General features: G+C 52.8%; 32 protein-coding genes and 1 other annotated feature (1 of these 33 cut by a window edge). Of the genes, 22 read left to right on the forward strand and 10 right to left on the reverse strand.

The window, feature by feature from the left end:
• The first annotated feature begins 15 nt into the window (after window positions 1-15).
• Window positions 16-1,683, forward strand: a complete 1,668-nt coding sequence (locus DESHY_RS08600; protein WP_008412010.1) for a nucleoside kinase — start codon at window positions 16-18, stop codon at window positions 1,681-1,683.
• A gap of 73 nt (window positions 1,684-1,756) precedes the next feature.
• On the opposite strand, the gene DESHY_RS08605 is transcribed toward DESHY_RS08600, so the two are convergent.
• Entirely contained in the window at window positions 1,757-2,893 is a 1,137-nt protein-coding gene (locus DESHY_RS08605) for a DUF362 domain-containing protein (RefSeq protein WP_008412011.1), read from the reverse strand.
• A 172-nt stretch (window positions 2,894-3,065) separates the two neighbouring features.
• Here DESHY_RS08605 and dnaX point away from each other — a divergent pair, with 172 nt between their 5' ends.
• The 13 genes from dnaX to DESHY_RS08670 all read left to right on the forward strand — a co-directional run bounded on the left by dnaX (window position 3,066) and on the right by DESHY_RS08670 (window position 12,710).
• Window positions 3,066-4,700 (forward strand): DNA polymerase III subunit gamma/tau, encoded by a 1,635-nt coding sequence (gene dnaX, locus DESHY_RS08610; protein WP_235695547.1) that lies wholly within the window; start codon window positions 3,066-3,068, stop codon window positions 4,698-4,700.
• 24 nt (window positions 4,701-4,724) lie between these two features.
• Entirely contained in the window at window positions 4,725-5,042 is a 318-nt protein-coding gene (locus DESHY_RS08615) for a YbaB/EbfC family nucleoid-associated protein (RefSeq protein ID WP_008412014.1), read from the forward strand.
• Window positions 5,043-5,156: 114 nt separating this feature from the next.
• A complete protein-coding gene (gene recR, locus DESHY_RS08620) occupies window positions 5,157-5,759 on the forward strand; it encodes a recombination mediator RecR (protein WP_008412016.1) in 603 nt (200 codons plus the stop codon).
• Between the two features lie 106 nt (window positions 5,760-5,865).
• On the forward strand, window positions 5,866-6,129 hold the full coding sequence (locus DESHY_RS08625; protein WP_008412018.1) for a pro-sigmaK processing inhibitor BofA family protein: 264 nt from the start codon (window positions 5,866-5,868) through the stop codon (window positions 6,127-6,129).
• Between the two features lie 378 nt (window positions 6,130-6,507).
• On the forward strand, window positions 6,508-7,173 hold the full coding sequence (locus DESHY_RS08630) for an ATP synthase (RefSeq protein WP_048818013.1): 666 nt from the start codon (window positions 6,508-6,510) through the stop codon (window positions 7,171-7,173).
• 78 nt (window positions 7,174-7,251) lie between these two features.
• Entirely contained in the window at window positions 7,252-8,337 is a 1,086-nt protein-coding gene (locus DESHY_RS08635; protein ID WP_008412021.1) for a transketolase C-terminal domain-containing protein, read from the forward strand.
• Between the two features lie 32 nt (window positions 8,338-8,369).
• Window positions 8,370-9,143 (forward strand): thiamine pyrophosphate-dependent enzyme, encoded by a 774-nt coding sequence (locus DESHY_RS08640; RefSeq protein WP_008412022.1) that lies wholly within the window; start codon window positions 8,370-8,372, stop codon window positions 9,141-9,143.
• Entirely contained in the window at window positions 9,136-9,699 is a 564-nt protein-coding gene (locus DESHY_RS08645; protein WP_008412024.1) for a 2-oxoacid:acceptor oxidoreductase family protein, read from the forward strand. Before DESHY_RS08640 ends, DESHY_RS08645 begins: the two co-directional genes overlap by 8 nt.
• An 11-nt stretch (window positions 9,700-9,710) precedes the next feature.
• The gene (locus DESHY_RS08650) at window positions 9,711-9,962 is read left to right on the forward strand and encodes a 4Fe-4S dicluster domain-containing protein (RefSeq protein WP_008412026.1); all 252 of its coding nucleotides are present in this window, start codon (window positions 9,711-9,713) and stop codon (window positions 9,960-9,962) included.
• Between the two features lie 156 nt (window positions 9,963-10,118).
• Window positions 10,119-10,898, forward strand: a complete 780-nt coding sequence (locus DESHY_RS13340) for a GerMN domain-containing protein (protein WP_008412029.1) — start codon at window positions 10,119-10,121, stop codon at window positions 10,896-10,898.
• Between the two features lie 77 nt (window positions 10,899-10,975).
• Window positions 10,976-11,296, forward strand: coding sequence for a hypothetical protein (locus tag DESHY_RS08660; RefSeq protein ID WP_008412031.1), 321 nt, complete (start codon window positions 10,976-10,978; stop codon window positions 11,294-11,296).
• A 54-nt stretch (window positions 11,297-11,350) separates the two neighbouring features.
• Window positions 11,351-12,427 carry a glycosyltransferase gene (locus DESHY_RS08665; protein ID WP_008412032.1) on the forward strand — a complete coding sequence of 359 codons (1,077 nt, stop codon included), beginning with the start codon at window positions 11,351-11,353 and terminating at the stop codon, window positions 12,425-12,427.
• Window positions 12,428-12,440: 13 nt separating this feature from the next.
• On the forward strand, window positions 12,441-12,710 hold the full coding sequence (locus DESHY_RS08670) for a hypothetical protein (protein ID WP_048818014.1): 270 nt from the start codon (window positions 12,441-12,443) through the stop codon (window positions 12,708-12,710).
• A 45-nt stretch (window positions 12,711-12,755) separates the two neighbouring features.
• On the opposite strand, the gene DESHY_RS08675 is transcribed toward DESHY_RS08670, so the two are convergent.
• The 7 genes from DESHY_RS08675 to DESHY_RS08705 form a co-directional block, all read right to left on the reverse strand.
• Entirely contained in the window at window positions 12,756-13,019 is a 264-nt protein-coding gene (locus DESHY_RS08675; RefSeq protein ID WP_008412034.1) for a hypothetical protein, read from the reverse strand.
• Window positions 13,020-13,724: a LysM peptidoglycan-binding domain-containing protein gene (locus DESHY_RS08680; RefSeq protein ID WP_143147796.1), complete on the reverse strand. Its 705-nt coding sequence runs from the start codon at window positions 13,722-13,724 to the stop codon at window positions 13,020-13,022.
• Between the two features lies 1 nt (window position 13,725).
• On the reverse strand, window positions 13,726-14,712 hold the full coding sequence (locus DESHY_RS08685) for an N-acetylmuramoyl-L-alanine amidase (RefSeq protein WP_008412038.1): 987 nt from the start codon (window positions 14,710-14,712) through the stop codon (window positions 13,726-13,728).
• An 84-nt stretch (window positions 14,713-14,796) separates the two neighbouring features.
• On the reverse strand, window positions 14,797-15,921 hold the full coding sequence (locus DESHY_RS08690; RefSeq protein WP_008412040.1) for a GerAB/ArcD/ProY family transporter: 1,125 nt from the start codon (window positions 15,919-15,921) through the stop codon (window positions 14,797-14,799).
• A gap of 20 nt (window positions 15,922-15,941) precedes the next feature.
• Window positions 15,942-16,187 (reverse strand): hypothetical protein, encoded by a 246-nt coding sequence (locus DESHY_RS08695; protein ID WP_008412041.1) that lies wholly within the window; start codon window positions 16,185-16,187, stop codon window positions 15,942-15,944.
• A gap of 11 nt (window positions 16,188-16,198) precedes the next feature.
• Complete coding sequence (locus tag DESHY_RS08700) at window positions 16,199-17,410, reverse strand: Ger(x)C family spore germination protein (RefSeq protein ID WP_008412042.1); 1,212 nt, start codon at window positions 17,408-17,410, stop codon at window positions 16,199-16,201.
• 12 nt (window positions 17,411-17,422) lie between these two features.
• Window positions 17,423-19,033, reverse strand: a complete 1,611-nt coding sequence (locus DESHY_RS08705) for a spore germination protein (protein ID WP_008412043.1) — start codon at window positions 19,031-19,033, stop codon at window positions 17,423-17,425.
• Between the two features lie 214 nt (window positions 19,034-19,247).
• On the opposite strand from DESHY_RS08705, the gene DESHY_RS08710 reads away from it, so the two are divergent.
• Both DESHY_RS08710 and DESHY_RS08715 read left to right on the forward strand, forming a co-directional pair.
• Window positions 19,248-20,351 (forward strand): GerAB/ArcD/ProY family transporter, encoded by a 1,104-nt coding sequence (locus tag DESHY_RS08710; RefSeq protein ID WP_008412044.1) that lies wholly within the window; start codon window positions 19,248-19,250, stop codon window positions 20,349-20,351.
• A gap of 92 nt (window positions 20,352-20,443) precedes the next feature.
• Window positions 20,444-20,632 carry a sigma factor G inhibitor Gin gene (locus DESHY_RS08715; RefSeq protein WP_008412045.1) on the forward strand — a complete coding sequence of 63 codons (189 nt, stop codon included), beginning with the start codon at window positions 20,444-20,446 and terminating at the stop codon, window positions 20,630-20,632.
• Here DESHY_RS08715 and DESHY_RS08720 read toward each other — a convergent pair.
• A complete protein-coding gene (locus DESHY_RS08720) occupies window positions 20,587-20,856 on the reverse strand; it encodes a hypothetical protein (protein ID WP_008412046.1) in 270 nt (89 codons plus the stop codon). The two genes, DESHY_RS08715 and DESHY_RS08720, sit on opposite strands and share 46 nt — an antisense overlap.
• Window positions 20,857-21,037: 181 nt before the next feature.
• Between DESHY_RS08720 and DESHY_RS08725 the strand changes: the two genes are divergently transcribed.
• Genes DESHY_RS08725 through rsmI form a run of 6 tightly spaced genes read left to right on the forward strand, consistent with a single transcriptional unit; the run spans window position 21,038 to window position 26,120 of the window.
• Complete coding sequence (locus DESHY_RS08725) at window positions 21,038-22,483, forward strand: aminotransferase class I/II-fold pyridoxal phosphate-dependent enzyme (protein WP_008412047.1); 1,446 nt, start codon at window positions 21,038-21,040, stop codon at window positions 22,481-22,483.
• A gap of 30 nt (window positions 22,484-22,513) precedes the next feature.
• Entirely contained in the window at window positions 22,514-23,137 is a 624-nt protein-coding gene (gene tmk / locus DESHY_RS08730; protein WP_008412048.1) for a dTMP kinase, read from the forward strand.
• Window positions 23,118-24,158, forward strand: coding sequence for a DNA polymerase III subunit delta' (gene holB / locus DESHY_RS08735; RefSeq protein WP_420795115.1), 1,041 nt, complete (start codon window positions 23,118-23,120; stop codon window positions 24,156-24,158). The genes tmk and holB overlap by 20 nt, the downstream gene beginning before the upstream one ends.
• Entirely contained in the window at window positions 24,127-24,975 is an 849-nt protein-coding gene (locus DESHY_RS08740; protein WP_048818015.1) for a PSP1 domain-containing protein, read from the forward strand. Before holB ends, DESHY_RS08740 begins: the two co-directional genes overlap by 32 nt.
• Window positions 24,950-25,261: an initiation-control protein YabA gene (locus DESHY_RS08745; protein ID WP_008412053.1), complete on the forward strand. Its 312-nt coding sequence runs from the start codon at window positions 24,950-24,952 to the stop codon at window positions 25,259-25,261. Before DESHY_RS08740 ends, DESHY_RS08745 begins: the two co-directional genes overlap by 26 nt.
• Window positions 25,251-26,120 carry a 16S rRNA (cytidine(1402)-2'-O)-methyltransferase gene (gene rsmI / locus DESHY_RS08750; protein WP_008412055.1) on the forward strand — a complete coding sequence of 290 codons (870 nt, stop codon included), beginning with the start codon at window positions 25,251-25,253 and terminating at the stop codon, window positions 26,118-26,120. Before DESHY_RS08745 ends, rsmI begins: the two co-directional genes overlap by 11 nt.
• 53 nt (window positions 26,121-26,173) lie before the next feature.
• On the opposite strand, the gene DESHY_RS08755 is transcribed toward rsmI, so the two are convergent.
• Window positions 26,174-26,434, reverse strand: a complete 261-nt coding sequence (locus tag DESHY_RS08755) for an AbrB/MazE/SpoVT family DNA-binding domain-containing protein (protein WP_008412056.1) — start codon at window positions 26,432-26,434, stop codon at window positions 26,174-26,176.
• A 177-nt stretch (window positions 26,435-26,611) separates the two neighbouring features.
• Window positions 26,612-26,674, forward strand: a binding site (T-box leader) (it continues 180 nt past the right edge of the window).

Consider the following 26,674-nt stretch of genomic DNA (forward strand, 5'->3'; position numbering starts at 1 on the left):
TGGGAGGTGTTCAATATGGAGGAATTAATTAAGGTTCAGGTAGACGGGGATTACACCTATGAGGTAGCCCCCGGTACAACCGTGCTGGAATTGTTGCAGATGCACCCGCCGCAAAACATGCCGGTAGTGGCTGCCGGCATCAATAATCTGCTCAAGGATCTGCGGACACCGCTGACAACATCCTGTGAAGTGCGCCTGGTGAACCTGGCCTCGGCTGAAGGCATGCGGATTTACCACCGCAGTATTACCATGGTCTTGATGCGGGCGGTAGCCGAAGTGTTGCCCGGCAGTACGGCTGTGATCCAACATACCCTGGGGAACGGCTTGTATGGAGAAATTCACTATGACCGCCCGCTGCGGGATCGGGACATAGCCCGGGTGGAGCGGCAGATGCGTTATATTATCGAAGCGGATGAACCGTTCCTGCACACCGTCCTGAACAAGGAGGATGCCGAAAGGTTGTTTACCGAGGCGGGACAGGTGGACAAAATTCAACTGCTCAAATACTTGCCCGGTGATGAAGTGGCCATCTACGCCTGCGGCGGCTATTATGATTTTTGCCATGGGCCCATGGTGCCCGGCACCGGTTGCTTAAAGCAATTCCGCCTGCGTTTTTACCTGCCTGGCTTTATCCTTGAGCTGCCCAAAACCGAAAGCCCGCTGGAAATACCTCCTTATGTTGAGCAGGGCAAACTGGCCAATATTCACTTTGAGGCCAAAAAATGGGCCAACATATTAAAGGTTAACAATGTGGTGTCCTTAAACGATATGGTTACCGGCGGCGATGTGGCCAACTTGATCCGGGTATCGGAAGCCTTTCACGAAAAGAAAATTGCTCAGATTGCCGACCAGATTGCCGACAACATTGACCGCATCAGAATTGTTTTAATAGCCGGGCCGTCTTCCTCCGGCAAGACTTCCTTTGCCCAGCGGCTGTCCACCCAGCTGCAGGTTAATGGCATCCGGCCGGTGGCCATTTCGCTGGACGATTATTTTGTAGACAGGGAACACACGCCCCGGGATGAAAACGGCAACTACGATTTTGAGAGCATCAGGGCCATTGATATTCCCTTATTCAACGATCACCTGATCAAGCTGATTCAGGGCGAAGAAATTAAACTGCCTTACTTTAATTTTAAAACCGGCAAACGGGAATATCACGGCGAGCGGTTAAAACTGGGGCCGGCCGATTTGCTGGTGGTGGAGGGTATTCACGGCCTCAACGACTTGCTAACCGGCTCTATTCCCAAGGGCAGAAAGTTTAAGATTTATGTCAGCGCCCTTACCCAGATTAATTTGGACAACCAGAACCGCATACCCACCACGGATGTCCGGCTGCTGCGGCGGATTGCCCGGGATCAGCGGTGCCGCGGCCGCTCAGCCAGGGAAACCCTGGCCATGTGGCCTTCGGTGCGACGGGGTGAGGAGAAGAACATTTTCCCCTTCCAGGAAAGCGCCGATGTTATGTTTAACTCTGCCTTGCCCTATGAACTGGCGGTATTAAAGCCCATCGTAGAACCGCATCTTAAGGAAATCAAGCCGGAGCACCCGGAATTTGCGGAAGCCGGCCGGCTGCTTAATCTCCTTCGCTATATTGCACCCCTGGGTATGGATGAGGTGCCCTTAAACTCGATTGTCCGGGAGTTTATTGGCGGCAGTTGCTTTGAGGGGACGGTCAGATAGCCGGTAGCTTGGATTATATACTATATACTCATATGCCCCGGGTGAACCCGGGGTTTTGTTATTGAAGGGCTGGCTAACGCAGCAGTTTTTTGCCTAACCAGTGCTGCTGCACGCTAACCGCCCGCCGGGGGCAAAGTTCCTGGCAGCAAAAGCAGCGGATGCACTCAGCCAGCTTCACCCGGGGCAAGCCTTCCACCATTTGAATGGCCTCCGCCGGGCAACAGCGCCGGCATTCACCGCAGCCGATGCACAGCTCGGGGCTGAACACCGGCCGGGGCTGCAGTTTGCGAAGCAGGCCTTTTAAGGGGCCGGGCACGTTAAAATCCACCTGCCGGTGGGCCGGCAGGCGGAAGGGCGGGACCAGAACCGGCAGCGCTTCACCCACCAAATTGATACCGCCGGGGGGCGGGCAAAGCCGCCGCTCCATGGACAGGCGGATAAAGGGCAGCTCGGTTGGCTTAAGGCCGATTAAACCGGCGCCAACAAAGTCAAGCGCATAGGGACTGGGGGAAGCCAGTAACAGACCCACCTGCCGGGGAGAGCCGGCGGTGGGGCCGTCGCCCTCCATGCCCACCACGGCATCCATGATGGTGAGGCAGGAGGGCAGCAGGGTATTAATGTCAATTAACAGGTGGCTGAATTGTTCCAAACGCTGCATGTTAAAATGGTACTGGGCTTTTTTAAGACCGGGAACAGCACCGTACATCAACTTAACGGCGCCGGTGTAAAGGGTCATGCAGTGGGTTTTTAATTTAGGCAGGCCGATGATTAAGTCCGCTTCGGCCAGGGCTTTGAGGACGGTCAACTGCTTGACCGCCCGCCCGGCCGGGTGGGCCAGGGTCATTTCCGTGGTATCCAGGCAGAGATCACAGCCGGTGCGCCGGGCTACGGCCGCCATGCCGGTGGCCCGGTAGACGGCCTGCAGCAGCCCCTGGCTGGCCGGGCCGCCCGGCGAGTCAATAATAAAAGGCCGGCCGCCGGCCTGTTGAACCATTCTTACCACTGCTTCCACCAGGGCGGGGTGGGTAGTGGCGGCTTCCTCCGGCTTTTTTTTGGCAATCAAATTAGGTTTAACCGCGACAACTTGCCCGGGTTTGACAAAACCAGGCATTCCCCCCAGGTGCTGCAACAGCTTGTCCAGCGAGCGGCTGACCTGGGATAGTTCATAACCGGTACAGTGTGCTACGGCAACCGTGGCATGTTCTGGCAAAGGTGTTAGCTCCTTTCATTGAAAAGTAAGGCCCTGACGTATTCTAAAAAAACGGACGTGGTTTGTGGATGTTTATAAAGATTGCATTTTCGTTCAGTGTTCCATAATCTCCTGTTTTTTAAATTGGAAATGGCATCCCAAAAAGGAAAAGCGTATTAAAAGGCGAAAACTTATGGAAGAATATCAACGAGGTGGTTTTGTTTTGGCTTATCAAGCATTATACCGAGCCTGGCGTCCCCAGAACTTTAAAGATATTGTCGGACAGCAGCATGTTACCCGAACACTGCAAAATGCCCTGCGGCAGGGAAGGGCCGCCCATGCTTACCTGTTTTGCGGCCCGCGGGGTACGGGAAAAACCACCACTGCCAAGGTGTTGGCCAAAGCACTAAACTGCCTGAACCCGGACCACGGAGAACCATGCAACCGGTGTGCCAACTGCACCGCGGTGAACCAGGGCCATGCCCTGGACGTGGTGGAAATTGACGCCGCCTCCAACCGGGGCATTGATGAAATACGGGATTTAAGAGAAAAAGTAAAGTTTACGCCTTCTACCGGCAGCCGTAAAGTATATATAATAGATGAAGTGCATATGCTGACAGACCAGGCCTTTAACGCCTTGCTAAAAACCTTGGAAGAGCCGCCGGCCCATGTGGTCTTTGTACTGGCCACCACCGAAGCCCACAAAGTCCCCCTGACCATCCTTTCCCGCTGCCAGCGTTTTGATTTTCGCCGCATCAGGCCGGAGGAAACAGTGGCCCGGTTAAAGGAGGTGGCGGCGGGGGCGGGCATCCAGGCAACCGAGGAGGCTTTGCAACTGATTGCCCGGGCGGCGGAAGGGGGCCTGCGGGATGCCCTGAGCATTCTGGACCAGGCGGCGGCCTTTGCTGACGAAACAGTGACTGCCGATGATATTCACAGCATCCTGGGCACCGTACAGCAGGATATTTTAGAGGCTATGACCCGTTGCCTGACCGCAGGAAAAACCGGCGAGGCGCTGACGCTGGTGGCGGAGATAGCCGACCGGGGGAAAGACCTGCGGCTGTTTACCCGGGAAATGACAGCTTATTTAAGAGAGTTGCTGGTCAAGGGCCTGGAGGAGGGCCATAGCGGGCTGCCTGTGAATAATGAAACTTTGTACAGCCTGCTGCAGATTCTGATGCAGGCGGAACAAGAGATGAAGTGGAGCTCCCAGCCTACCCTGGTGTTGGAACTGGCCCTGGTTAAGGCCTGCCGGCCGGAGATAGCCGGCTCCTGGGAAGGTCTGGCCAGGCGGGTGGCGGCGCTGGAGCAGCGGTTGGCCCAGGGAGCGCCGGCAACACCGCCGGCTGCTGCCCGGCAGGCGGCAGAACCTGTGCCAACCGCCCCGGTTAAACCCCAGGCGGCGCCGGCCAAAACCCCGCCTGCCAAAACCCCGCCTGCCCTGCCGCCGGCAGCCAACCGGGAGGCAGCGGCCGGCGGTGTCAGTCCGGAACAGGTACGCCAGGTGTGGCCCGCTGTGTTGACCGCTGTCAAAGAGAGCAAAAAAATGCCCCTTTGGTCTTTACTGAGCAATAACCGGCCCCGCATGGAAGTGCAGGATCATACTTTAACCCTTTATTTTACAGATGAGTTTGATCAGAAAACGGCTGATAAGCCGGAGTACCGCCAATACCTGGCCTGGCTTTTAGGCAAGCACCTGGGCGGCCGGTGGGAGGTGCATTGTGTGCACCAGGCCCCCAAAACCGAAGCGGGCGCAGGGCCGGAGGAGGACCCGCTGTATACCGAAGCCGTCCGAATTTTTGGCAAAGATATAGTGGTTTTGGAATGAACATAAAAAGGAGGACTTTTTACTATGATGGGTGGAAATATGAACAAAATGATGAAACAGGTTCAAAAGATGCAGCAGGAAATGGCCAGAATGCAGGAAGAGCTGGCCAACCGCACCGTGGAAGCCACGGCCGGCGGCGGTGCCGTCAAAGTGGTGGCCAGCGGCCGGCAGGAGATTGTCAGTATTGCCATTAAACCGGAAGCGGTGGATCCGGAGGATGTGGAAATGCTGCAAGACCTGTTGCTGGCAGCCGTGAACGAGGCCCTGCGCCAATCCCAGGAGATGGTGGCTAAAGAAATGAGCAAACTCACCGGCGGCTTGAGCATCCCCGGCCTGTTCTAATTTAAGCAAGACACACCCCTTTTAAGCATAAATAAGTGTGCCAATACCAGGGGGTCGGCGGTAGCCGGCCCTTGATATGTGTAATTAGCACCACAAGCTGGGAGGTAATGCCATATGCTTTATTTTTCCGGACCGGTGGCCCGGCTGGCGGACGAGTTTGCCAAGCTGCCGGGGATTGGGCCGAAAACAGCCCAGCGGCTGGCCTTGCATATTTTAAACGCCCCGCCGGAGGTGGCCCAGGGCCTGGCCCGGGCGCTGGTGGAAGTGAGACAGGCGGTACGGCGCTGTTCCGGCTGCTGCAACCTCACCGACGAAGATCCCTGTGCCATTTGCCGGGATCCGTCCCGCAACCACCGGCTGTTATGCGTGGTTGAAGAACCCCGGGATGTCATTGCCATGGAAAAGGCCCGGGGTTATCGTGGGTTATACCATGTATTGCACGGTGCCATCTCGCCCATGGAAGGTATCGGGCCGGAGCAGTTAACCGTTAAAGAATTATTAAGCCGCCTGGCGGACAGTCAGGTAGAAGAGGTTATCCTGGCTGCCAATTCGGATGTGGAAGGAGAAACCACCGCCCTTTATTTGGCCCGGCTGCTGAAACCCCTGGGGGTAAAAGTTACCCGCATTGCCCATGGCATCCCGGTGGGTGCGGATTTGGAATATGCCGATGCCATGACTTTAAACAAAGCCCTGGAGGGGCGGGGGGAATTTGGCTAAACTTTCTGTTTGCAAAATTTACAGTCATAAAGTTTGTCCAAGCCCTCTATATTTAGCTAAGGGGCATATTGCCGCCGTATGCTTATAAGAAAAGGGGGCTTATTTGATGGAAGGGAAAACCATCTTACTTAGCTTGCTGGGTTTGTTGGGGTTGTATCTGTTTGGCACAATCTTTGCGCGGCCGCTGATCCTGCTGGGCAAACTGGTTGTTTCCCTGGCGGTGGGCGGCATAATGCTGGTGCTGGTTAATGTTTTGTTGGGCGGGCTGGGCCTGCACATTGCCATTAATCCCTTTACCCTGCTGACGGCAGGCATCCTGCAGGTGCCCGGGGTAGTACTGCTGATGCTGGCCAATTATCTTTTGCTATAAACATATTAAAATGCCATTTTTATTTTTATTGATGAAAAAGAATCAACTTTCATCTAATTAAAACTTTCTGCCGCCGGGCGTGCATATTTGCCTGTTGGGCGGGCCGGAACGTCCTTTCGCCGGCGGTCAAATCCTTTAATTCAGCCGTTCAGCGGCCTCCGGCAACCCTTTAACGAAAGGTCAAAAAACCGCCGTCAACGGTTGGCAGGGCCTGTTAAATTGGTTAACAAATTGTTGACTTCGTAAAAAATTCATCTTATACTGAGGTAAGGAACTCGGGAAATGTCTTGACATCCCGGTTCTTGCTGTTTATAGGCCTTTTAGGAATTTTCTGAAATGGGTAAACTAAGCCGTAAAGGCTAGGGAGGTGGTTGTGCCATCTCGCAGAGAATTGTTGAAGCATACGTTGGCGAATATGCCAGCGGCAAAAGCGAAGTGGCTGTAAACCGGGCGCTGGCGTTAGCCGGCGCGGGCCGCCAAGTAAATTTGGTGGATTTGGACATAGTTGAGCCCTGCTATACCCTGCGGCCTATTAAAAAAGAACTGGAAGCCACCGGCGTTACGGTGCTGGCCTGGGAAACCCGGGACACCGTAGGGCTGGGCGAAGCAGGCAATATTATTAAACCCGAGTGCCGCTGGGCATTATATCGCGAAGGTGATGTTATTCTCGATATTGGCTACGGGGTGGAAGGAGCCAAAACCTTAAACCTGCTGGAAGGCGTCGAGAACACCCCGGAATTGCAGGTCTTTGCAGTTATTAACGCCAAACGCCCCATGACTTCCACGCTGGATGAAATTGTAGCCTACATAAAAGAACTGGGGCCTGTTGACGGCCTGATTAACAACACCCATTTAGGTGACGAAACCACGCCGGACATTGTGCAAGAAGGTGCCCGGCTGGTCAGCCAAGCGTCCAAGCTTCTGGGTATCCCGGTGGTGGCCACCACCGCAGACCGGACTGTGGCGGAGCAGATGGGCCCGCAGGATTGTATGGGTCACCCCATACGGCCGCTGGTCAGATATATGCCGCGCACGTTCTGGTAGGACAACCAGACCATCATACTAAAAGTTTCACAAGCTTCCCAAAGGATCTTTATTAATTCAGGAGGTGTGGTATCTCTCATGTCCGAAAAACCCATTACCGGAGAAAAGCGGGCGTTCATGACTGGTAACGAGGTAGTTGCCTGGGCAGCCCTGGCAGCAGGTGCTGACATCATGTACGGCTATCCCATTACCCCTCAGAACGAAATCATGCACTATTGGACCCGCCAAATTCCCAAGTATGGCCGCAAGTTCCTGCAAACCGAAGACGAGCTGTCTGCCGGCTTTACCACCGTGGGCGGTGTATTGGCCGGTCTCAAAGCCTTCACTGCCACCGCCGGCCCCGGCAACACCCTGATGCAGGAACCCATGTCCATGGCTGAAATGATGAGACTTCCTACCGTTACCATAGTCCAACAGCGTGGCGGCCCATCCACAGCCACCGTTATTTACTCCCAGCAAGAAGTTACCCTGACCACCATGGGCGGCAACGGTGAAGGACTGCGCATTGTCTACTCCCCCAGCAACCACCAAGAACTGTTTGATTATACCGTGAAAGCCTTTAATACTGCCTGGAAATACCGTTTCCCCACCTTTGTTCTGGGTGACGGCTACCAAGCTAAAATGCGTGAGTCGGTAACCCTTTATGATCCCGCCGAAAAAGGCATTGAAATGGTACCCGCCGAGAAGTATGTCGGCAAGCCCGGCACCCCCGGTGTAGACCGTGAACCCGGCCATTACCGCAACACTTACAACACCGAAGAAGAACTGTTTGAAGTATTGCAGCAGCATTTTGCCGATTACGAAAAAATGGCACCGGAAGTGGTGGAATACGACCAGCAAGCAACAGAGGATGCCGACCTGGTTATTGTTGCCCACGGCGTGGTGTTCCGCGGTGTGCGTGATGCAGTAAAAGAATTAAGAGCTGCCGGGCTGAAGGTTGGTTATTTCCGGCCCATTACCCTCCGCCCCTTCCCGGCTGAGCAGCTGAAGGCAGTGGCCAATAAAACCAAGAAGCTGTTGATTGCAGAGTCTGCTCAAGGCCAGCTGGCCAGACTGGTCAAAGACGCCATTTATGGCGCCGGCGCAGAAATTGTGCCCATGTTCCGGCCCGGCGTAGGTATCACCACTGAGCAAATTGTTGCTAAAGTTAAAGAGTCCCTGTAAATTTTCTTCTTAATAAGGAGGGAGGTTTCCACATGTCTGTGACTCCACAACCTGCCATGCCCAAAAGCTGGCGTGTAGAAAGCAAACCCCACAAATTCTGCCCCGGTTGCGGCCACGGTTTGGTGCTGAAGTGCCTGGGCGAGGCCATTGATGAACTGGGTATTCAGGATAGAGTTGTTTTTGGCTGTGACATCGGCTGTTCCCTGCTGTCCTGGGACTTCTTCAACTGCGACAGCGTGCAAACCCACCACGGCCGTACCACCCCGGTGATGACCGGCATCAAACGGGCCAACCCCGATTTGATCTGCATTGCTTACATGGGTGACGGCGGCGGTTATGCCATCGGTGTGGGCGGTATTGTCAACGCTGCTGCCCGGAACGAAAAGGTGACCGTTATTCTGGCCAACAACACCGTTTATGCCATGACCGGCGGCCAAATGTCTCCCTGCACCATGCCCGGCCAGAAGGTAGAAACCGCTCCTTACGGCCGTGACCCGGAAGCCACCGGTATGCCCACGCAAGGTCCGGAAATGATTGCTGCCATTACCGGTGACGGTGCATATGTAGCCCGCGGCACCACTGCCAACTTAAAGCAATTAAAGGGCTACATTAAAAAGGCTCTGCAAACCCAAATGGAAGGCAAAGGCTTCTCCTTTGTGGAAGCGCTGGCTGCCTGCCCCACCAACTGGCGGACCAATGCCGAGAAGACCTGGGCCTTTGTAGAAAAAGAGATGCCTCAGTATTACAAAGTCGGGGAAAAGAAAAACCCCTTTGAGGCTAAAAAGGAGGCTCAGCAGAATGGCTAAAGCTGTAAAAATCTGCTTGGCCGGCGAAGGTGGCCAGGGTGTTCAATCGGTAGCGGAAATTATTGCGGCAGCAGCTAATGCAGAAGGCCGCGAAGCCCTTTATATCCCCAACTTCGGCGTGGAACAGCGGGGCGGCGTGTCGATTGCTTACCTGCAAATTGCTGATCAGCCCATCGGTGCGCCCAAGTTTGATAAGGCGGACATCCTGGTAGCCCTGAGCGACCGGGCGGTACGCCGCTGCAAGCAGTATGTGGATGAAAATACCGTTTATGTTTACGATGCCAGCATCGAAGGGGTGGCTGACGATCTGCCCAAAGAAGGCGAGGCTAAAAAAGTGCTGGCCATCCCGGCGCTGGAGATCTCCAAGAACGAACTGCACCCCCGGGTGTTCAACATCTTAATTATGGGGGCAGTAATCGGTGCTACCGGCGTAATCCCGGTAGAAGCTGCCAAGGCGGCCATTGAGAAGAAACTTGGTTACAAGTTTGAACAAAATCCCGAGCTGCGCGAGCTGAACTTCAAGGCCATTGACCGCGGCATTGAATTGATGAAATAGGGGGGAACAGCATGGAATTTAAAGGTCGTACCCTGGAACTCACCAAATGTGACTGGACGCTTTTTCCCGGCCTGTGCAAAGGCTGTGGGCTGTGCATTCAAAAATGCCCCAAAAAGTGTATTGCCTGGTCCAAGGTACTGGGTGTATACGGCACCCCCGCGGTAGAGGCTAACGATGATTGCATCGCCTGCGGCATCTGCCAGATGGTCTGCCCCGATACCGCTATCCGGGTGGATAAAAAAGCAGTGGCTAAACAAGCATAAATATATTGCTGCATAAAGGAGTGTTCCCAAAACGGGAACACTCTTTTTTATTTAAGGTAGCGCCAACAGAACAGCGCCTGCCTCTTTTTTGCACCGGTTTTCCAATAACAATGGCGATGGTCACTACATAAACTGGTGAAAAAGGTGGTATGGCAGATGGATAAACAAATCCAGGTTATCGTAGACGGCCGGTTGTTAAACTTTACAACTGATCCAGTTATTCTTAACGGGCGTTTAATGATACAACCGGCACCCCTGTGCGAAGCATTGGGGGCAAATTACCTGCTGGACAGTTCTACCGAAACATTTATAGTTCGCTATGACGCCATATATTTAATTATACCTGTTAACGAAGCAAACGGTTATAAAAACGGGGCAGCCGTTCCCTTTTATCCGCCGGCGCAAAGAATTAACGGCACCTATATGGTACCGTTGCGGGCGCTGGCGGAAACCTTAAACTTATCGTTGCATTGGGATTCGGTGAAGTATGTAGCTACAGTCAACTCCCGCATGAACGTGGTAGTTTACTACCCGGTTATGACAGAAACCAATGCCTACTTAAAAAAAGAGGTGCACAGTATTCCCTACACTAAAGGAGTGGCCAGAGCGGCTCTGGAAGAATTGATACATGGCCAACCGTTAACACCCGGTGCTGTAAAAGTAATACCAGAGGCAACCAGAATTTTATCTATTACGGTGGAGCAGGGATTAGCCGTAGTAAATTTTTCGCAAGAGGTGCTGGCAGCTAACGCAGGAGCCTACATGGAATACCTGGGCATATACAGTATAGTTAATACCTTAACAGAGTTTACCACCATCAAGCAGGTGGCCTTTAAGGTTGAAAATAAGCTGGATGATGAGATCTTAAGCTGGTGGGGGCATGTTGGTATTTATAACCAGCCATTTAACAGATTATTAATAATGGTAATGGATTAATATGTTTATTCTGGGTGACATTGCATATGGAGGCTGCATATTTGTAAATTAAAGAAACAAAAGGAGGGTATTTTACAATGGCTGCCACAAAGCTTAGCTTAACAACACTGGAAATTAAGCCCGGCACTGAAACAGACATGAACATTAATTTGGTAGAAGAAGTGCGTGCCTGTGTTCACGGGGTGGTAAGACTGCCAAACGGGGAGTACGCAGAAAATGCGGTTGTCAAATTATTTGCCACCGATCCTGTTACAGGCAACCTGATTCCTGTGGCCTTTGCCTTTACAGATCAGTTTGGACAGTTTCTATTTGGCATTGAAGACACCTCTCTGGAATACAAAGTAAAAGTATTCCACTATGTACCAGAGAATCCCCTTCCCACCGGAACAACTTCTTAAAAATACAGCCGGCTCAGGCCGGCTGTAAATTTACTAAAATAAGGGTGATCCCGCATGATAACCAGCAGCATATTAACGACAATGATTCTTCTGCTCCTGGTAATGGCAAATCTTTGGTTAGTTTTCCGGCTAATTGCCAGAAAACAAAGGGTTATTAAGCAAGCAGCCCGGTCAAATTTTACGCATTCGGAACTTTTAAACCAGGCCGGCGAACCGACTCCCGGCACCGTTTTAGTACCTGGAGATACTGTTGCAAAGCCACTGGTATCAATTATTATTCCTTGTAAAAACGAAGACTTAAATTTGAAGAAAACCATTGACAATATAAGAAGCCATAATGTTAATACGGCTTATGAAATTATTGTTGTTAATGACGGTTCAGAAGATCAGTGTTGTGATTTCTTATCTGGCAAAGATTATCAGGATTTACGACTTATCCTAACAAGCGGTGTGGGAGCGGCTGGTGCCAGAAATACCGGCGCTGAGCAAGCCCAAGGAGATATTCTGGTATTTTGTGATGCTCATGTGGCGGTATGCGACAACTGGCTGGATGGGCTGGTTGCATCTTTGCGGGAGCACCGGGCGCAGGCTGTTTGCCCTGCTGTTGCTGATATGAAAACCGGTCGGACAGTTGGTTATGGGCAGACATGGAACCGAGCCCTTAATGTCAGCTGGCTGCAAGAAAAACCGGCAGCCGGCACCGAGGTGCCGCTGGCGGGAGGTTGTGCTTTAGCAGTTGAACGGGAGGTATTTGGCAAAATAGGTGGCTTTGACCGGTACTTTCAAGTTTGGGGCAGAGAGGATGAAGAAATATGTTTAAAACTTTGGTTGTTTGGTTATCGGTTGGTAGTAGAACCGTCCGTCGTAGTACAGCATCTCTTCCGTAGCAGTCATCCCTACCGGGTAACCAATAACCATGTCATCCATAATCTGCTTTGTCTGGCCTATTCTCATTTTAACCGGCGCCGTTTAGCTAAAACTATAGATTTGGTGAAAACCAATCCTTATTTTCCTGCCTTATTAAGCGACCTGTTGCTGCATGAGGGATTGCGGGAACAGCGACGGTTATATTTATCAACGCGGGTTTATGATGACAACTATTACTTTGATAAGTTTAAAATTTCCTTTTAAGGAGGATCCAGGGATGAAATTGTTATTGGCTTTTTTGTTAATAGCGTTTTGCTTGTGGCTTTCTTATTATACTTACGCCAAACGAAGAAAATATTTTGCCATTCCCTCAAAGCCGCCGCACGCAGCAAGAAAACAAATGCCACCGGCTGTTGATGCCGGACGGGAGCAAGAGGCAGCCATCAGAAGCATTGCCATAAGCGGGGCCAGACCTGGCGCCGGGGGTAGTTTTAGTCCTCAAGGCAGTAAAGAAGTTAGACTGGATATCACAATAGATGACGATTAGCCTGGCTGTGTTGCAGTAAGATAAGTAAGTTTTTTATTACCAAAGTTACGGGGCTTGCAATTCTTGCAAAGGTAAGCCTTGCAGGTGGCGCCGAATATATTCGTAATCTTCTTTTTCGCAGGCGCTGATAAAATGCAGGGAAGACTTTCGAATATAAATGTTTACCGGTTTATTAACAAAACTCATGGAGACAATAACGTAGTCTTCTTTTGCGTCAGACAGCCGCCCGTGCATCAGCCATGAACCAAAGCCAATCACCACATACTGATTAAGGTAGGCGGCAAAATCTTTTTCTATTGAGCCAGCCAATTATATCCCTCCTTTAATAGCTTGTTTAGATTGTAAAACAAAGGGTTCTCCCAAACAAATATGACCGTTAGCGCATTCACTTATTATACCGTTAATTAAAAACTGACAATGGGCCAGTTCGCTAAAGGGCAATAAAGCGTCTAACAAAACATTAATTATGGTTAACTCTTGGGCGGCACCCACCCCTTGCTGAACCACCAGGTTACTTATATCTAAATAAGCAGTACTGCCTTCCGTCCAAAATTGCCGCAATTTTACAGGCTGGCGAAGCCATTGGGAGAGAATTTTCAATTGTTCACGCAGGGCAACTTTTCTAATGTCATCTATCAGATAAGTAATTTTTTTGTATAAAAAAGATTCAGCGCCGGCATCCTCCGTTATCTGAGGCTGCCACAGTTTAACCCGTACTTCCGGGATATAGAGATACTGCCCGACGGGAGCATCATCAATCATGTTGCATAGTTTAATTGACTGGGGGGAAGTGTGATATCTTGCTGCAATGGCTTCCGTGGTTTCTCCGGGCTGTACTAAATGAAAATACTTATAAGGATGGCGACAAGGAATTTTAACTTCTTCTCCCGGCAGCAATTCACGGGGAGGGTATATTTCGTTAAATTCCAAAAAATCCTTAACCAGCTGACGGTGACGCTGGCAGATACTGAATAAGGTGTCACCCTTTTCAACAAAGTAAGTAAAAAAATTCATTTTACTTGCCTCCTCGCCCATGGATTGCCCGGAAACGGTTTAACACAGTGGCAAACTCTCCCCAAAGCAAAGGATCCATCGGCTGGCGATTGGTGTTAATCAGTTGATCTTGCAGTAACAGGTTTATTTCCAAAACCGGATCCCAATTGGCATGGCCGGTAACCCGGCGGTTGCGCAGCCGGTTTAACACGGTGGCAAATTCTCCCCAGTAGACGCCTAACAGCGGCTGACGCACAGCGGACAGTAATTTGTCCTGCACCAGCAATTGCTGTTCAGCTACCGGATCCCAGGCAGCGCCGGTTGCGACCTGTTTTTTTCTTATTCTGTTTAGAAGTGTTGCCAGTTCACCCCAATTAACCACTGTCGAAGGGTCACGGACGGTATTAAGCAGGCCGTCTTTTACCAGTTCGGCAATTTCATTGGCAGGTATCCATGGCAGCACGGCAGGGGTTAAGTTCAGCGCTTTGACCAGTGCTGCAGCAATCGTTTTAGCTAATTTAACCAGATTTACCGGTTGGGCCAACCATTTGGCGTCGTAGGGATTATCAATAAATAAATTTTCCAGCAAGATGCAAGGGGCGGTGGTATGGCGCAAGACGGAAAAATTAGCACGCTTTTTCCCGCGATCCCGGAACCCTTCCTGACTTAAAAAAGACATTACTTCCCGGTGAATTACTCCCTGGGCCTCAACAGATACGGCGGAGGGATTGGTAAAAATGAAATCTTCATAACCGGTGCCGCCGCCGGCATTAGTATGAATAGAAATAAAGTAATCTGCCCGTGCTGAGTTGCTGAATTCTGAGCGAGCTAAAAGAGAGAGAAAAACGTCCGTTTCTCGGGTTAATAAAACTTTTACGTCATAAGTTTTGAGTTCTTGCTGAATGCCTTTGCTAACGGCCAGGTTTAAATCTTTTTCCAGCAAATTATTGGCAACAGCTCCGGCATCCTTGCCGCCATGGCCAGGGTCTATGACCAGTATTTTACCCATAATTCACCTCCTGTTTAGCATTGCTCATTGAGGGTTTGTTAATAAATTACTAACTATTCAAAGCATATGTAAATAAAAATTACTTCATAACCGGGAATTATTTTCGGTGTCAGCGGCGGCGCTGTTTTTATTGACGCCCAGGGCCTTTCTTAACAGGGCGGCAAGCCATAACAAAAGAGGGATACCGTATTCCAGGGGGATGGCATAAACCGGCCAGACGGTTTGAGCAAAAAATAATTCGTCAATGGCGCTTTTATAAACAAACAGGCTGAAAACCGCCAGCAGGGCCCCGGCAGGCAGCACCAGGGGGCGGTAATCGCGGGCGCCGGTCCAATGGGCCACCCCTTGCACAAAGGCATAGTAACAAATGATAAACTTAAAGATGGAAAAAAAGTACCAGATAACCGCCATCAGGGTGACCAGAATTTGCCCGCCGGGGATAGAGTTAATAGTAACCAGTGGGGTATAGATGGCCCGGGCCGCCACCGCCGGACCCAGGACGGTGACAGAGCGTTCAATGGATAAAAACAACATGAACAAACCGGCCGCCAGGCCGGCCAGGGGGTACCAGGCGGCTCCCCGGCCGGGTTTGAGGTGATAAATGACCATGCCAAACACCAGAATTTCGCCGCCGGGGAAGGAAGCAATGCCTACCGCAGCCCGCAGTACCGGCAGCCAGCCCTTCTCCAGCACCGGCAGCAGATTGTCAAACTGGGCAAACAACATGGCGGTGCCCTGCAGAATTGCAAAAAACACCGTCGCAAGCACCAGCGCTATGCCCAGGGCCCGGGCCATCACCTCAATGCCCAGCCGCACCGCATAGGCGGCCAAAAGGGTTATGGTAGTGCATAAAACAGCCGACGGGGTGCCTACCAAAAAAATAACATCAATAAATGAGACAATGTTGCGCAGCACCAGGGCGCCCAGGTGCAGGGCAAACCAGATTACCAGCAGGCCCACTGCTTTGCCCGGCCAGCCCAGGATGCTTTGGCTGTACTGCACAATGGACCTACCGGGGTACATTTTGTTTAAGACCAGCAGCAGGGCCAGCAGCAGCAGGCCGGGCGGCAGGGCGATAAACGGGGCCAGCCAGGCATCCTGGCCGGCCTGGCCGATGGCTGAGGAAGGAACCAAAAACAGTGCTGTCCCCACCACAAAACCGAGCAGCAACAAAAAAAGTTGTTGGGGAGAAATGTACGCCTTGCTCAAGACCATCTTCCTTTAGCGAATTACTTGGCGGTGCCAAACACCTGCTCCATATGCATGGCCAGGGGTTTAAGGGCGGCAGTTAACCAGTCGCTGGGATTGGGCAGCGGCAGGTCAAACACAAGGCCGTAGCCGTACAGCATGGCCGGCAAAAGCAGCAGCCCGAAAGCCAGCAGTTCGCGCCGGTGCCGGCGGGCCAGCAGGCGGGGCAGTTCCAGCGCAATTATCATGGCATAGGCAAAGGTGAGCAACAGCAGGGCTTTTGCCATGTTGGCTCCTCCTAACGGTATTTCTGGCCGGGATTCAGCGAGGTGGTAGTCAGTCCCAGGCCTTGAATGACGGGCTGTACCGTCACCTGCACCGCCAGTTGGGGAAACATCTCCGGCCATTGTTCAGCCAGCCCCTGCTGCCAGGTGCCCGGCATGCTCCGGTGCACCGCCCCGGCAAAACCCGGCGCATCGCTGTTAAGCTCCTGACAGCGGCTTACGGCGGCCATAACTTCCTGCTTAATTTGGGCGGCGACCAATTGCTCCAGTTGCTTTTTAACCGCCTCATCCAGCTTGTAAATGCCCGGGCTGGCTTCGGCCAGGTTGCAGTGGGTTTTAATGTCAATTTTTATCACCAGGCGGCCGTCAAGCACCTGGGGTTTTATTTTGGCGGTACTGTGTAAGATTTCAAACACAATTTTTTTATTTTGATAGGAGGTTACCACCAAACCTTCCTGAACCTCACCCTTGATCCACAGCAGGCCCCGGCTTTCGGTGGGGTTGAGCCAGCCCACCAGGCGGTCCCCCCGGAAAACCGCCGTGTCAATAACGTGCTGCTCAAATATTTTGCTGGCTTGAGCCACTGTTTTAGCAATCTGTTCTTTGGGCTTCATAATTCCTTCAAAGAAAGTAACTCCGGCTGTGTGAGGTTCCTGGCCAGGACTTTCTAACAACTGGTAAAAATCACCCAGGTTTACAACGGCATATTTGGCAACCCGCTGCCGCAGGTTAATAATATCGGCCAACGCTTTGGCCGGGGGCTGCCGGTTGCTCTCCCCCGCTTCCAGGATATCTGCTATGGATTGCTGCCGGGCCACCAGCAGCCAGGTGCTTTGCTTAAATTCCGGGTCCCTTTCCAGAAAATCAAGCACCTCCCGCACACCCTGCCGGGCCAGTCGTTCGGAAATGATAATTACCTGGTTATGGGACCAGAAAAACTGGTTGGGGCACTGCAAAGCCAGGTTGCGCACCGCATCAAAAAGGGTGGCGCCGGTGGCGTACCAGTTATGGTAGGACGGTTGATCACTGCCGCCGCCTCCCCCAGCGGCGCCGACGGTTTGCGGCCGAACCGTTTGCACCACCAGCTGGATGGCACCGTCCTCCCGCCGGTCAATGCCAAAACCCACCACAATGGCGGTTTGTTCAGCCTCCCGCAGGTCCCAGCAGCCGGTCAGGTTGGCAAATAAAAATAAAAGTAACACCAGACGAGCCAAGCGAACCGCCATGACTGCTCCTTTCTAACCTTTATCAGGGCCGGGCCGGAGGTTTTGGCCCAGGCGGTTGGTATTGGCCTGCACCATTTCTGCCGGCCGGCGCCGCCTGCTCCAGTGAGGGGCCACCAGCATGGTATCTTTAAAGGACTGCCAGTTAAAAGGTGCCAGGGGGCTTAAATAGGGCACCCCGAAGCTGCGCAGGGCACACAGGTGCAGCAGGATGGCCAGCAGGGCCGTCATCAGGCCAAACAGGCCTAAAAAGGCGGCGGCCAGCATCAAGGGAAAACGCAGCAGGCGAACTGTCTGGCCCAGGCTGTACTGGGGCAGCGTAAAGGTGGCGATGCCGGTGGCGGCCACCACAATGATCATGGCCGGCGAAACAATATTGGCCTGGACCGCTGCCTGGCCGATAACCAGTGCTCCCACAATGCTGATGGTTTGGGCCAGGGTGGTGGGCAAGCGGATACTGGCCTCCCGCAGGGTCTCAAAAAGCAGTTCCATGGTTATAGCCTCGATCACCGCCGGAAAGGGTACCCCCTGGCGGTTGGCAGCAATGCTGATAAACAGGGTGGTGGGGATCATCTCCTGGTGAAAATTGGTTACCGCAATGTACAGTGACGGTAAGGTTAAGGCCAGCACTAAAGAAACCAGCCGGATCCATCTGACAAAGGTGGCAAAATAATAGTCTGTGTAATAATCCTCGGAACTCTGCAGCAGGGACAAAAACTGCCCCGGCGCCACCAGCGCAAAGGGGGTGTTGTCGGTCAGGATGGCCACCCGGCCTTCCAGCAAATCCGCCGCCACTTTATCCGGGCGTTCGGTGGTGATAACCTGGGGAAAGGGCGAATAGGGATTGTCTTTAATAAACTGTTCCAAATAACCGCTTTCCAGAACTGCGTCAATTTCGATACGGGTTAGCCGTTGCCGCACTTCCGCCACCAGGTCTGCAGAAGCCAGTCCCTTTAGGTAAACCAATGCTACATTAGTAATACTGATGCGGCCCAGCCGGTAATTTTCCACCACTAAATTGGGGGTTACCAGCCGCTTGCGCAACAGGCTGATATTGCTGGATAACAACTCCACAAAGGCTTCCCGGGGCCCCCGGACGGTGTTTTCTTGTACCGGTTCGGGAATGCTCCGGCCGTTGTAGCCTTTGCAGCTGATAATAAAGGCCCGGCTATAGCCGTCAATAAATAAAACAACCTCTCCGACCAATACCCGGGACAGGACGGTTTGCAGGTTTTCTCCCTTTTGTATTTCGGCTTTGCTGATAAGTCCTCCCCGATCAAGCAGCTCCAGCAGGTGGGGGCCGGACTTATCGCCGGCCTCCAACAAAGGACGCATAATGTGTGAGCTTAAAATTTGCGAATCTATCATGCCATTTAGAAAGCAAACGGCTGCCGGCAGCGGGTCCTGCCGGCCCAGGGTAAAATTTCTCTTAACAAAGTCAATATTGTGCCCCAGGATACTGGCCATCTGCTCCAGGTTTCTGGCCAGGCTGCGGCTGACCGGCAGTTTGGCCAGTTCCTGCTGGGTGTAAACCTGACTCAGGTTGAGTTCTGAGGGCCGTTGGGCCGGCTTCTTTTTAAGGGGCGGCTGGAAAACTAATTTTAATAAATATTTTAGGAAACCCATAAGTTGCCTCCCGGGAGATTATCGTATCAACATAAAGTTGTTGTTTTGCATCAGCGGTCTGCTGCCGCTGTTTGATTGCCCTGGCGGCCAAATTTGTAATTAGTATTAATTTCTTTAAGGAAAAAAATGTACCAGCCAGGTAAAAAAATTACATTAATGCTTACAAAAGTTTATAACGGGAAAAATTTAGGTAAAAGGAATAAGGAGTGGTATATTGGCTCAGGTTCAAATGTCCCGTGGGGAATTATTGGTATTGACGGTGGCAGCCGTCACGGGTTTTGGCCATTTCATAACGGTAGCCCAGGTCTTGCAAGCAGCCGGCCGGGATGCCTGGTTAGCCCTGACGGTAGCGCTGCTGCCTGCTCTGGCCTTGGCCTTAATATTAGGGGCCCTGGCATATCTGAAGCCCGGGCAAGCCCTGGACATTCTGGCCGCCCGGTTATTTGGCAAATGGGCAGGTAAAACGGTTTCATTATTTTATGGGGTGTTTTTTTTACTGGCCGTGGCTATGACGTTGCGTTGCCTGGTAGATTTTATGAGGAATGCTTTCAACCCTCTGACGCCTTCGTTGGCAATGACTGTTATTTTTATGTTATTGGCATTGTATGCGGTACTAAGCGGCCTGGAGAACATTGCCAGGGTAAGCCTTTTGCTGCTGCCGCTAATGATTGTACTGGGTCTAACCTTAACAGTTATTTCTCTGGAAGAAAAGGAGTATATCCTGCTGCTGCCTGTTGCGGAACGAGGGATGCTGCCGGTTATACAGGGGGCGGTGCCGTTGCTGGGGTTATTTGGCGAGCTGGTTGTATTGGCTGTTTTGGCAGATACTGTAAGAGACGGCAAATATATGTGGCAGACAACCCTGACGGCAGTAGCTGTTTTTGGGCTGATGTTTATCGGACCGCTGACCGGGCCGGTGGCTATACTGGGAGAAAGAATTGCTGCCAGAACACCCTACCCTACCTTCGTTGAAATAAAGTATGCCAAAACGCTGGCAAGGTTTCAAACCATTGCTGTGTTGCTCTGGGTATGGGGCAGTTTCTTTCGCATTACTTTTTATTATTATACCGCTGCCAGATGTTTGGGGCGTTTTTGCGGTTTCCGGAAAAACAGCCGGGAGATGGCTTTAGCCACCGGTGCAGCAATTTTTCTGACAACGGTGTACGTATTTCCTACCGTAGCAGAAGTTAAAGCCTTTATTGACAGACCATTTACTTACCTGGCTCTGGCAGTGGGTTATCTGCCGCCGCCGGTGCTGCTGGCGGGCCTGGTGGTGCAAAAACTGCGGCAAGGCCGGTGGGTATGGGGGACAAACTAACAGAACGGATAAAAGCCCGCACCGGTGCCATGGTTCGGGCATACTTTAAGGTAAACAAATTTGATCATAAATTAATGAGGGGAGGCCACAGCATGCAGGAATTACCTGTGTGTGTAATATGCCGGTCGGTATTGGCGAACCCTGATGCCGGCATTATTATTTTAGGTAAAGCCATTTGTGCTGACTGTGAGCAAAAAATTATCAGCCTGACCGGCAATGAGCCGGATTATGCCGTTTATATCAGCGGCCTTAGAAAAATTTGGTGCGGCAGGGAGGCTTGAGCTTTGGCCAGGGCCTCTTTTCTTTTGGCCAGCCGCAGCTTGCGGTGAGCCATTTCAATATCTGTTTTAATTTGGCGCAGGGTCAGCAAATCAATGCCGGTCAGGGTGGCTATCTCTACGTCGCTTTGCCCGTTTTTCCACATTTTTATTAATTTAGCTACACTGGTGCGATATTTTTTGGATAAAGCCCTGGCGTCAAAGGGGGACGACTTTATCTTGGGCATGGCTTTGCTCCTTTCTTTAGTTTTTGGGCAAACTTTTTGCACAGTTTATTTTAAGTTAGCTTTCCCGCTGGATTTCATGCTATAAGGTTTAAGTTATGCCAAAGAAATCAGAAACTAAATTAGCAGTTAAAATGTGTATATGATAAAATAAATTGTTAAGATATTTTTAGAGGTTGCAAAGATGAACCAACAAAAGGCTCCTCTCTGGGAGGCTTTAGTAAAACATGCACATGGGGCCGCTGCCCAATTGCATATTCCTGGTCACCGCAGCGGGCAAGCCATACCGCCGGAGTTTTTGCAACTGGCCGGACAGGCGGTATTTACGCTTGATGTGACCGAAATTCCCGGTCTGGATGACTTGCATAATCCGCAGGGACCCCTTGCGGAAGCCATGGCGTTGGCTGCCGCAGCCTACGGAGCGGAGCAAAGTTTTATGCTGGTTAACGGTACCAGCTGCGGCCTGATGGCGTTAATCATGGCCTGCTGCGGCCCGGGGGACAAAATTATGGTGCCCCGCAATGCCCATCGCTCGGTGGTATCCGGGCTGATATTATCAGGCGCACACCCTGTCTATTACCAGCCGGGGGTGCTGGATGATTTTGCCTGTTTAACCGGGCCGGATGTTTGTCAGATTAAACAATTATTAAAGGAAAATCGGGAGGTTAAAGCAGTCCTGGCGGTTAATCCCACCTATTACGGGGTGGCAGGGGATATAGCCGCCCTGGCCGGCCTGTGCCACGCTGCCGGCATACCTTTGCTGGTGGATGAAGCGCACGGCGCCCACCTGCGCTTTCACCCGCAGCTGCCGCCGGATGCCCTGAGCTGCGGGGCGGATGCAGTGGTGCAAAGCACTCATAAAACCGCCGGCTCCCTTACCCAGTCCGCTTTGCTTCATGTGCAAGGAGCCAGGGTCGACCGCAGCCGGCTGGCCGAGGCCCTGCGCATGTTGCAAAGCACCAGCCCCTCCTATCTTTTGCTGGCTTCCCTGGACACAGCCCGCCGGCAGCTGGCCCTGCAGGGCCGGCAGCTGTTGGACCAAGCCCTGGTCCTGGCCCGCCGATGCAGGAAGCAGCTGGCCGGCATAGCGGGGGTAAAAGTATTAAGCCGGCACCACCTGGGAGGGGCAGGCGCAGCCTGGCTGGATCCCACCCGGCTAACAGTTTCTCTGTTGCCGGCGGGTTTAACCGGTTATCAAACGGCTGATCTGTTGCATCGCAGGTATCAGGTTAATGTAGAAATGGCTGATGCTGCCAATGTGGTGGCGGTAATTTCTATCGGCACCCGGGAGGAAGACTGCCGTCAATTAATCAAGGCGGTGGCTGAACTGGCAGGTGCTGCCGGGGCGCCGGTTTGCTGGCCGGCGTTGCCGCAGTTGCCGGCGCCGGAGGTGGCCCTGCCCCCCCGGGAAGCCTGGCAGCACCCCGGTCAATATGTGGCCCTGGAGAAATGTTTGGATCTGATTAGCGGTGAAACGGTGGCGGTATATCCGCCGGGTATTCCGGTGGTTTGTCCGGGAGAAGTGATCCGGCAGCCGGTGCTGGAATATCTCCTGGCGGTCCGGCAGCAGGGCGTGCACATACAGGGACCGGCCGACCACACGCTGCGCAGCCTGCGGGTGCTGCGGTAGTCCGGCAGGCTGCGAGCCATACCAGGGGAGGTGGCCAATATTTTTATAGTTTTTGAAGGTGTGGATGGGTCGGGGAAAACCACCCAGCTCAACCTGTTAAATAAATATTTAAGTGAGCAAAATATTCCCACCGTTATGACCCGGGAACCGGGGGGAACACCGGTGGGGGAAAAAATTCGGGAATTGCTGTTAGATCGCCGCTTTGCGGAGATGCAAGAACGTGCCGAAGCGCTGCTGTATGCTGCTGCCCGGGCCCAGCTGGTGGCTCAGGTTATCCGGCCCGGGCTGGCCGCAGGCAAGGTGGTGTTGTGCGACCGGTATCTTGATTCCAGTTTGGCCTACCAGGGTTACGGCAGGGGTATGGATACCGCTTTTTTAGCCGGTATTAATGAATTAGCCACCGGCGGCCTGCGGCCTGATCTCACCGTCCTGTTGGATATACCGCCCCGGGAGGGGTTGCAGCGATCCCGGCAGGACCGGCCGGCGGATCGGCTGGAGAGCGAATCTTTGGCCTTTTATCAAAGGGTGCGCAGCGGCTACCTGGCGCTGGCCCGGCAAAACCCGGCGGCTTATTTGGTGCTGGATGCCCGGCAGCCGGTGCAGCAGCTGCACACGGCCATATGTCAAGCGGTGGGTGGTTTGCTTGGCGGATAAGTTGAGCGGTATCATCGGGCATCAGGAAGTGATCCGCACCTTAAAAAATGCCCTGCAGAGAAACCGGGTAGCCCATGCTTACCTTTTTATGGGGCCGCCGGGGATTGGCAAACAAACGGTAGCCCGGGCCTATGCCGGAGCACTGTTGTGCCAACAACCCCAGGCCGGCGATGCCTGCGGCGGCTGTCGGTCCTGCCGGCAGATGGCCGGGGGGAACCACCCCGATTTTTACCGGCTGGCGCCCGGCGGCAGCACGCTGAAAATAGAACAAATCAGGGAGCTGCAGGGGCGGGTGCAGTACAAGCCCTACCAATCCCAACGGCAGGTCTTTGTGGTAGAACAGGCGGAAGCCATGACCCCGGAGGCGGCCAATTGTTTTTTAAAAACGCTGGAGGAGCCCGCCGGGCAAGCGGTGTTTATATTATTAAGCGACCGGCCCTATGCTTTGCTGCCTACCGTTTTATCACGCTGCCAGCAGTTGCAATTTCGTCCTTTAAGCAACCGGGAAGTGGCGGCAGGGCTGGTGAGCCTGGGCGGCCTGGACAGCCAAAGGGCCGCTCAACTGGCACCTTTAGCCGGGGGAAGTATGAGCCGGGCCTTGCGGCTGGCCGGGGAGGGTGACCGGTGGCCCTTGCGGACAAAAGTTCTGGAGCTGGTGCAGCAGCTGGCGCAAATAAATCAATCGGGGGCCCTGGCCCTGGCCGAGCAGCTGGCGGAAGACCGAAACCAGGCGGCAGATTTTTTAGAAATCCTCTCCTGGTGGTGGCGTGATATACTGGTCTACCGGTACACCGGCCAGCCAAACAAGCTGGTAAACCAGGATCGTTTGGCGGATATTGAGGAACAGTCCCGCCGGTATGATCCCCGGGTTATTGCGGCAATACTGGAAGCGATACAGCAGGCCCGGCGGAGAATCCAGGCCAATGCCAATACACGTTTAACCTTGGAGGTTTTAATGTTGAAAATACACTCCTATGGAGGAAATCTCAATGGCAGTAACAGTAGTTGGAGTTCGCTTTAAAAAAGCGGGCAAGGTGTATTATTTTGACCCGGCTGACCTTGCGTTGGACAAGGGTGACCATGTGGTGGTGGAAACCACCCGGGGTATTGAGTACGGCGAAGTGGTGGTGGCGCCGCGGCAGGTGCCGGATGACGAGGTGGTGGCTCCCTTAAAGCAGGTGCTGCGCAAGGCCACCGAGGAAGATAACAGGCAGGTGGAGGCTAACCGGGAAAAAGAAAAAAAAGCCTTTCTGGTGGCCCTGGAAAAAATTGCCCACCATCAATTGCCCATGAAATTAATCAACGTGGAGCAAACCTTTGACGGCAGCAAAATTATCTTTTATTTTACCGCCGACGGCCGCATCGACTTCCGGGAGCTGGTGAAAGATTTGGCGGCGGTTTTCCGCACCCGCATTGAATTGCGCCAAATCGGGGTGCGGGATGAGGCTAAAATGGTAGGGGGGTTGGGTTGCTGCGGCCGTGAGTTATGTTGTGCTTCCTGGCTGGCGGACTTTGCGCCGGTTTCCATCCGGATGGCCAAAGAACAAAATTTATCCCTTAACCCCACCAAGATATCCGGCATTTGCGGCCGGTTGATGTGCTGCCTCAAATATGAGAACGATGTTTATGAAGAAGCCAAAGCAGGTTACCCGGAGGTAGGCACCCAGGTTGTGGCGCCCGAGGGAGATGGGAAGATTATCGCCATCAACATTTTCCGGCAAACCGTAAGTGTGGAGCTGCAGGAGAGCAAAGCAGTCCGGGAGTATTCTTTAAAAGAATTAAAAATCAAGAAAGGCCGAGGTGAATGCAACTGTGGCTGCCCTGCCCGGCAGGATTAACCGTTTGGAACAGGCCCTGCGTCAGATTTGTGACGAAGTGGATCGACTAAAGCAAGAAGTAAAAGCATTGGAAGACGAAAATGCCCGGCTGCGGCAGGAGGTGGCGGGTCTTTATTTGGCTGAGGGGGAAGACAGCGGGGCAAACCGGCCCGGTGCCAGAAACTTGTGGAACTTGTACGATAAAGGGTTTCATATTTGCAACCTGTACTTTGGCAAAGGGCGAGACGGTGAGTGCATCTTTTGCTATGCCCTGATGAACCGGGGAGAACCGTCAGATGGAGCGTAAATTGCCGGGGGTTTTATACCTTTGCGCCACCCCCATCGGCAACCTGGAAGACATTACCCTGCGGGCCCTGCGGGTATTAAAAGAAGCGGATTGCATTGCTGCCGAAGATACCCGCCATACCAGAAAATTATTAAGTCATTACGAAATCCATACCCCCCTGGTCAGTTACCACTCCCACAGCAGCCAAAGCAAAGCGGATCACCTGATACAACGGCTGTTGCAGGGAGAAAACATTGCTCTGGTGGCGGATGCCGGCACGCCGGGCATTTCAGACCCCGGCGCCGAATTGGTGTGCCAGGCTCTGCAGCATGATATTGCAGTGGTGCCGGTACCCGGGCCGGTGGCTGCTATCGCTGCCCTGACGGCAGCCGGTTTGCCTACCCATAAATTTGTGTTTGAGGGTTTTCTTTCTAACCAACCGAAAACCCGCCGAAAACAGCTGCAGGCCCTGCAGGGAGAACAGCGCACCATGGTGTTTTACGAATCTCCCCACCGGCTGGCCGACACCCTGCGGGACATGCTGGCCATCTGGGGCGACCGGCCCTGTGCAGTGGCCCGGGAACTGACCAAACTGCACGAAGAATTCAAACGTGGTACCCTTGCCCGGCTGGCAGATTACTACCGGCAAAACCCGCCCCGGGGTGAAATCACCCTGATAGTGGGGGGGCTGCCCCCGGCAGAGGCTGCCGCCCGGCAGCAGGAGACCTGGGCGGAGCTTTCTTTGGCCGAGCATGTGGCATCCCTGGTAGACCAGGGGATTGCGCAGAAGGAAGCCATTAAGCAGGTGGCCCGGCTGCGGGGCCTGGCCAAAAGAGAGGTTTACGCCGCTGTCCATGGTGATGAAGGCCGTAAAGGATGAGCAAAGTAAAAGCGAGAGACACAGCCGGTCTCTCGCTTGCTACCTTTCTAACTCTAACCAACTTCTTTAGCGATGTTTTCTGCCATAGCGGCGGCGCATTCGCGGCAAACCATTTTGCCTCTGTAATGTTGTACGTCCGAAGCGTTACCGCAGAAAACACAAGCCGGTTCATACTTGCGCAAAATAATTTTCTCATTGTCCACATAAATTTCCAGGGCGTCTTTCTCGTCTATGCCCAGTGTGCGGCGCAGCTCAATGGGAATCACTACCCGACCCAGCTCGTCCACCTTGCGAACAATACCTGTGGATTTCATTCCGCTTCCCTCCCCATATTAGGCTTCGACAATATACCAAAATTTACTACAACTAATCATACCAGTGATACCCGTTACAGTCAATATTTTACTTTTAATTTTTGTAATAAAATGGTATAAATTACACTAAAACGGGAAAACTTGACATGGCAGTTTTTGTTGGTTACAATCGAAGTGATTAAAGCGATGATGGGGATGAGTAAACCGGGGTCGCCTTACAGAGAGCGGGGAAAGGTGGAA

Origin of the sequence: Desulforamulus hydrothermalis Lam5 = DSM 18033 (genome assembly GCF_000315365.1) — a bacterium.
Lineage (GTDB): Bacteria > Bacillota > Desulfotomaculia > Desulfotomaculales > Desulfotomaculaceae > Desulfotomaculum > Desulfotomaculum hydrothermale.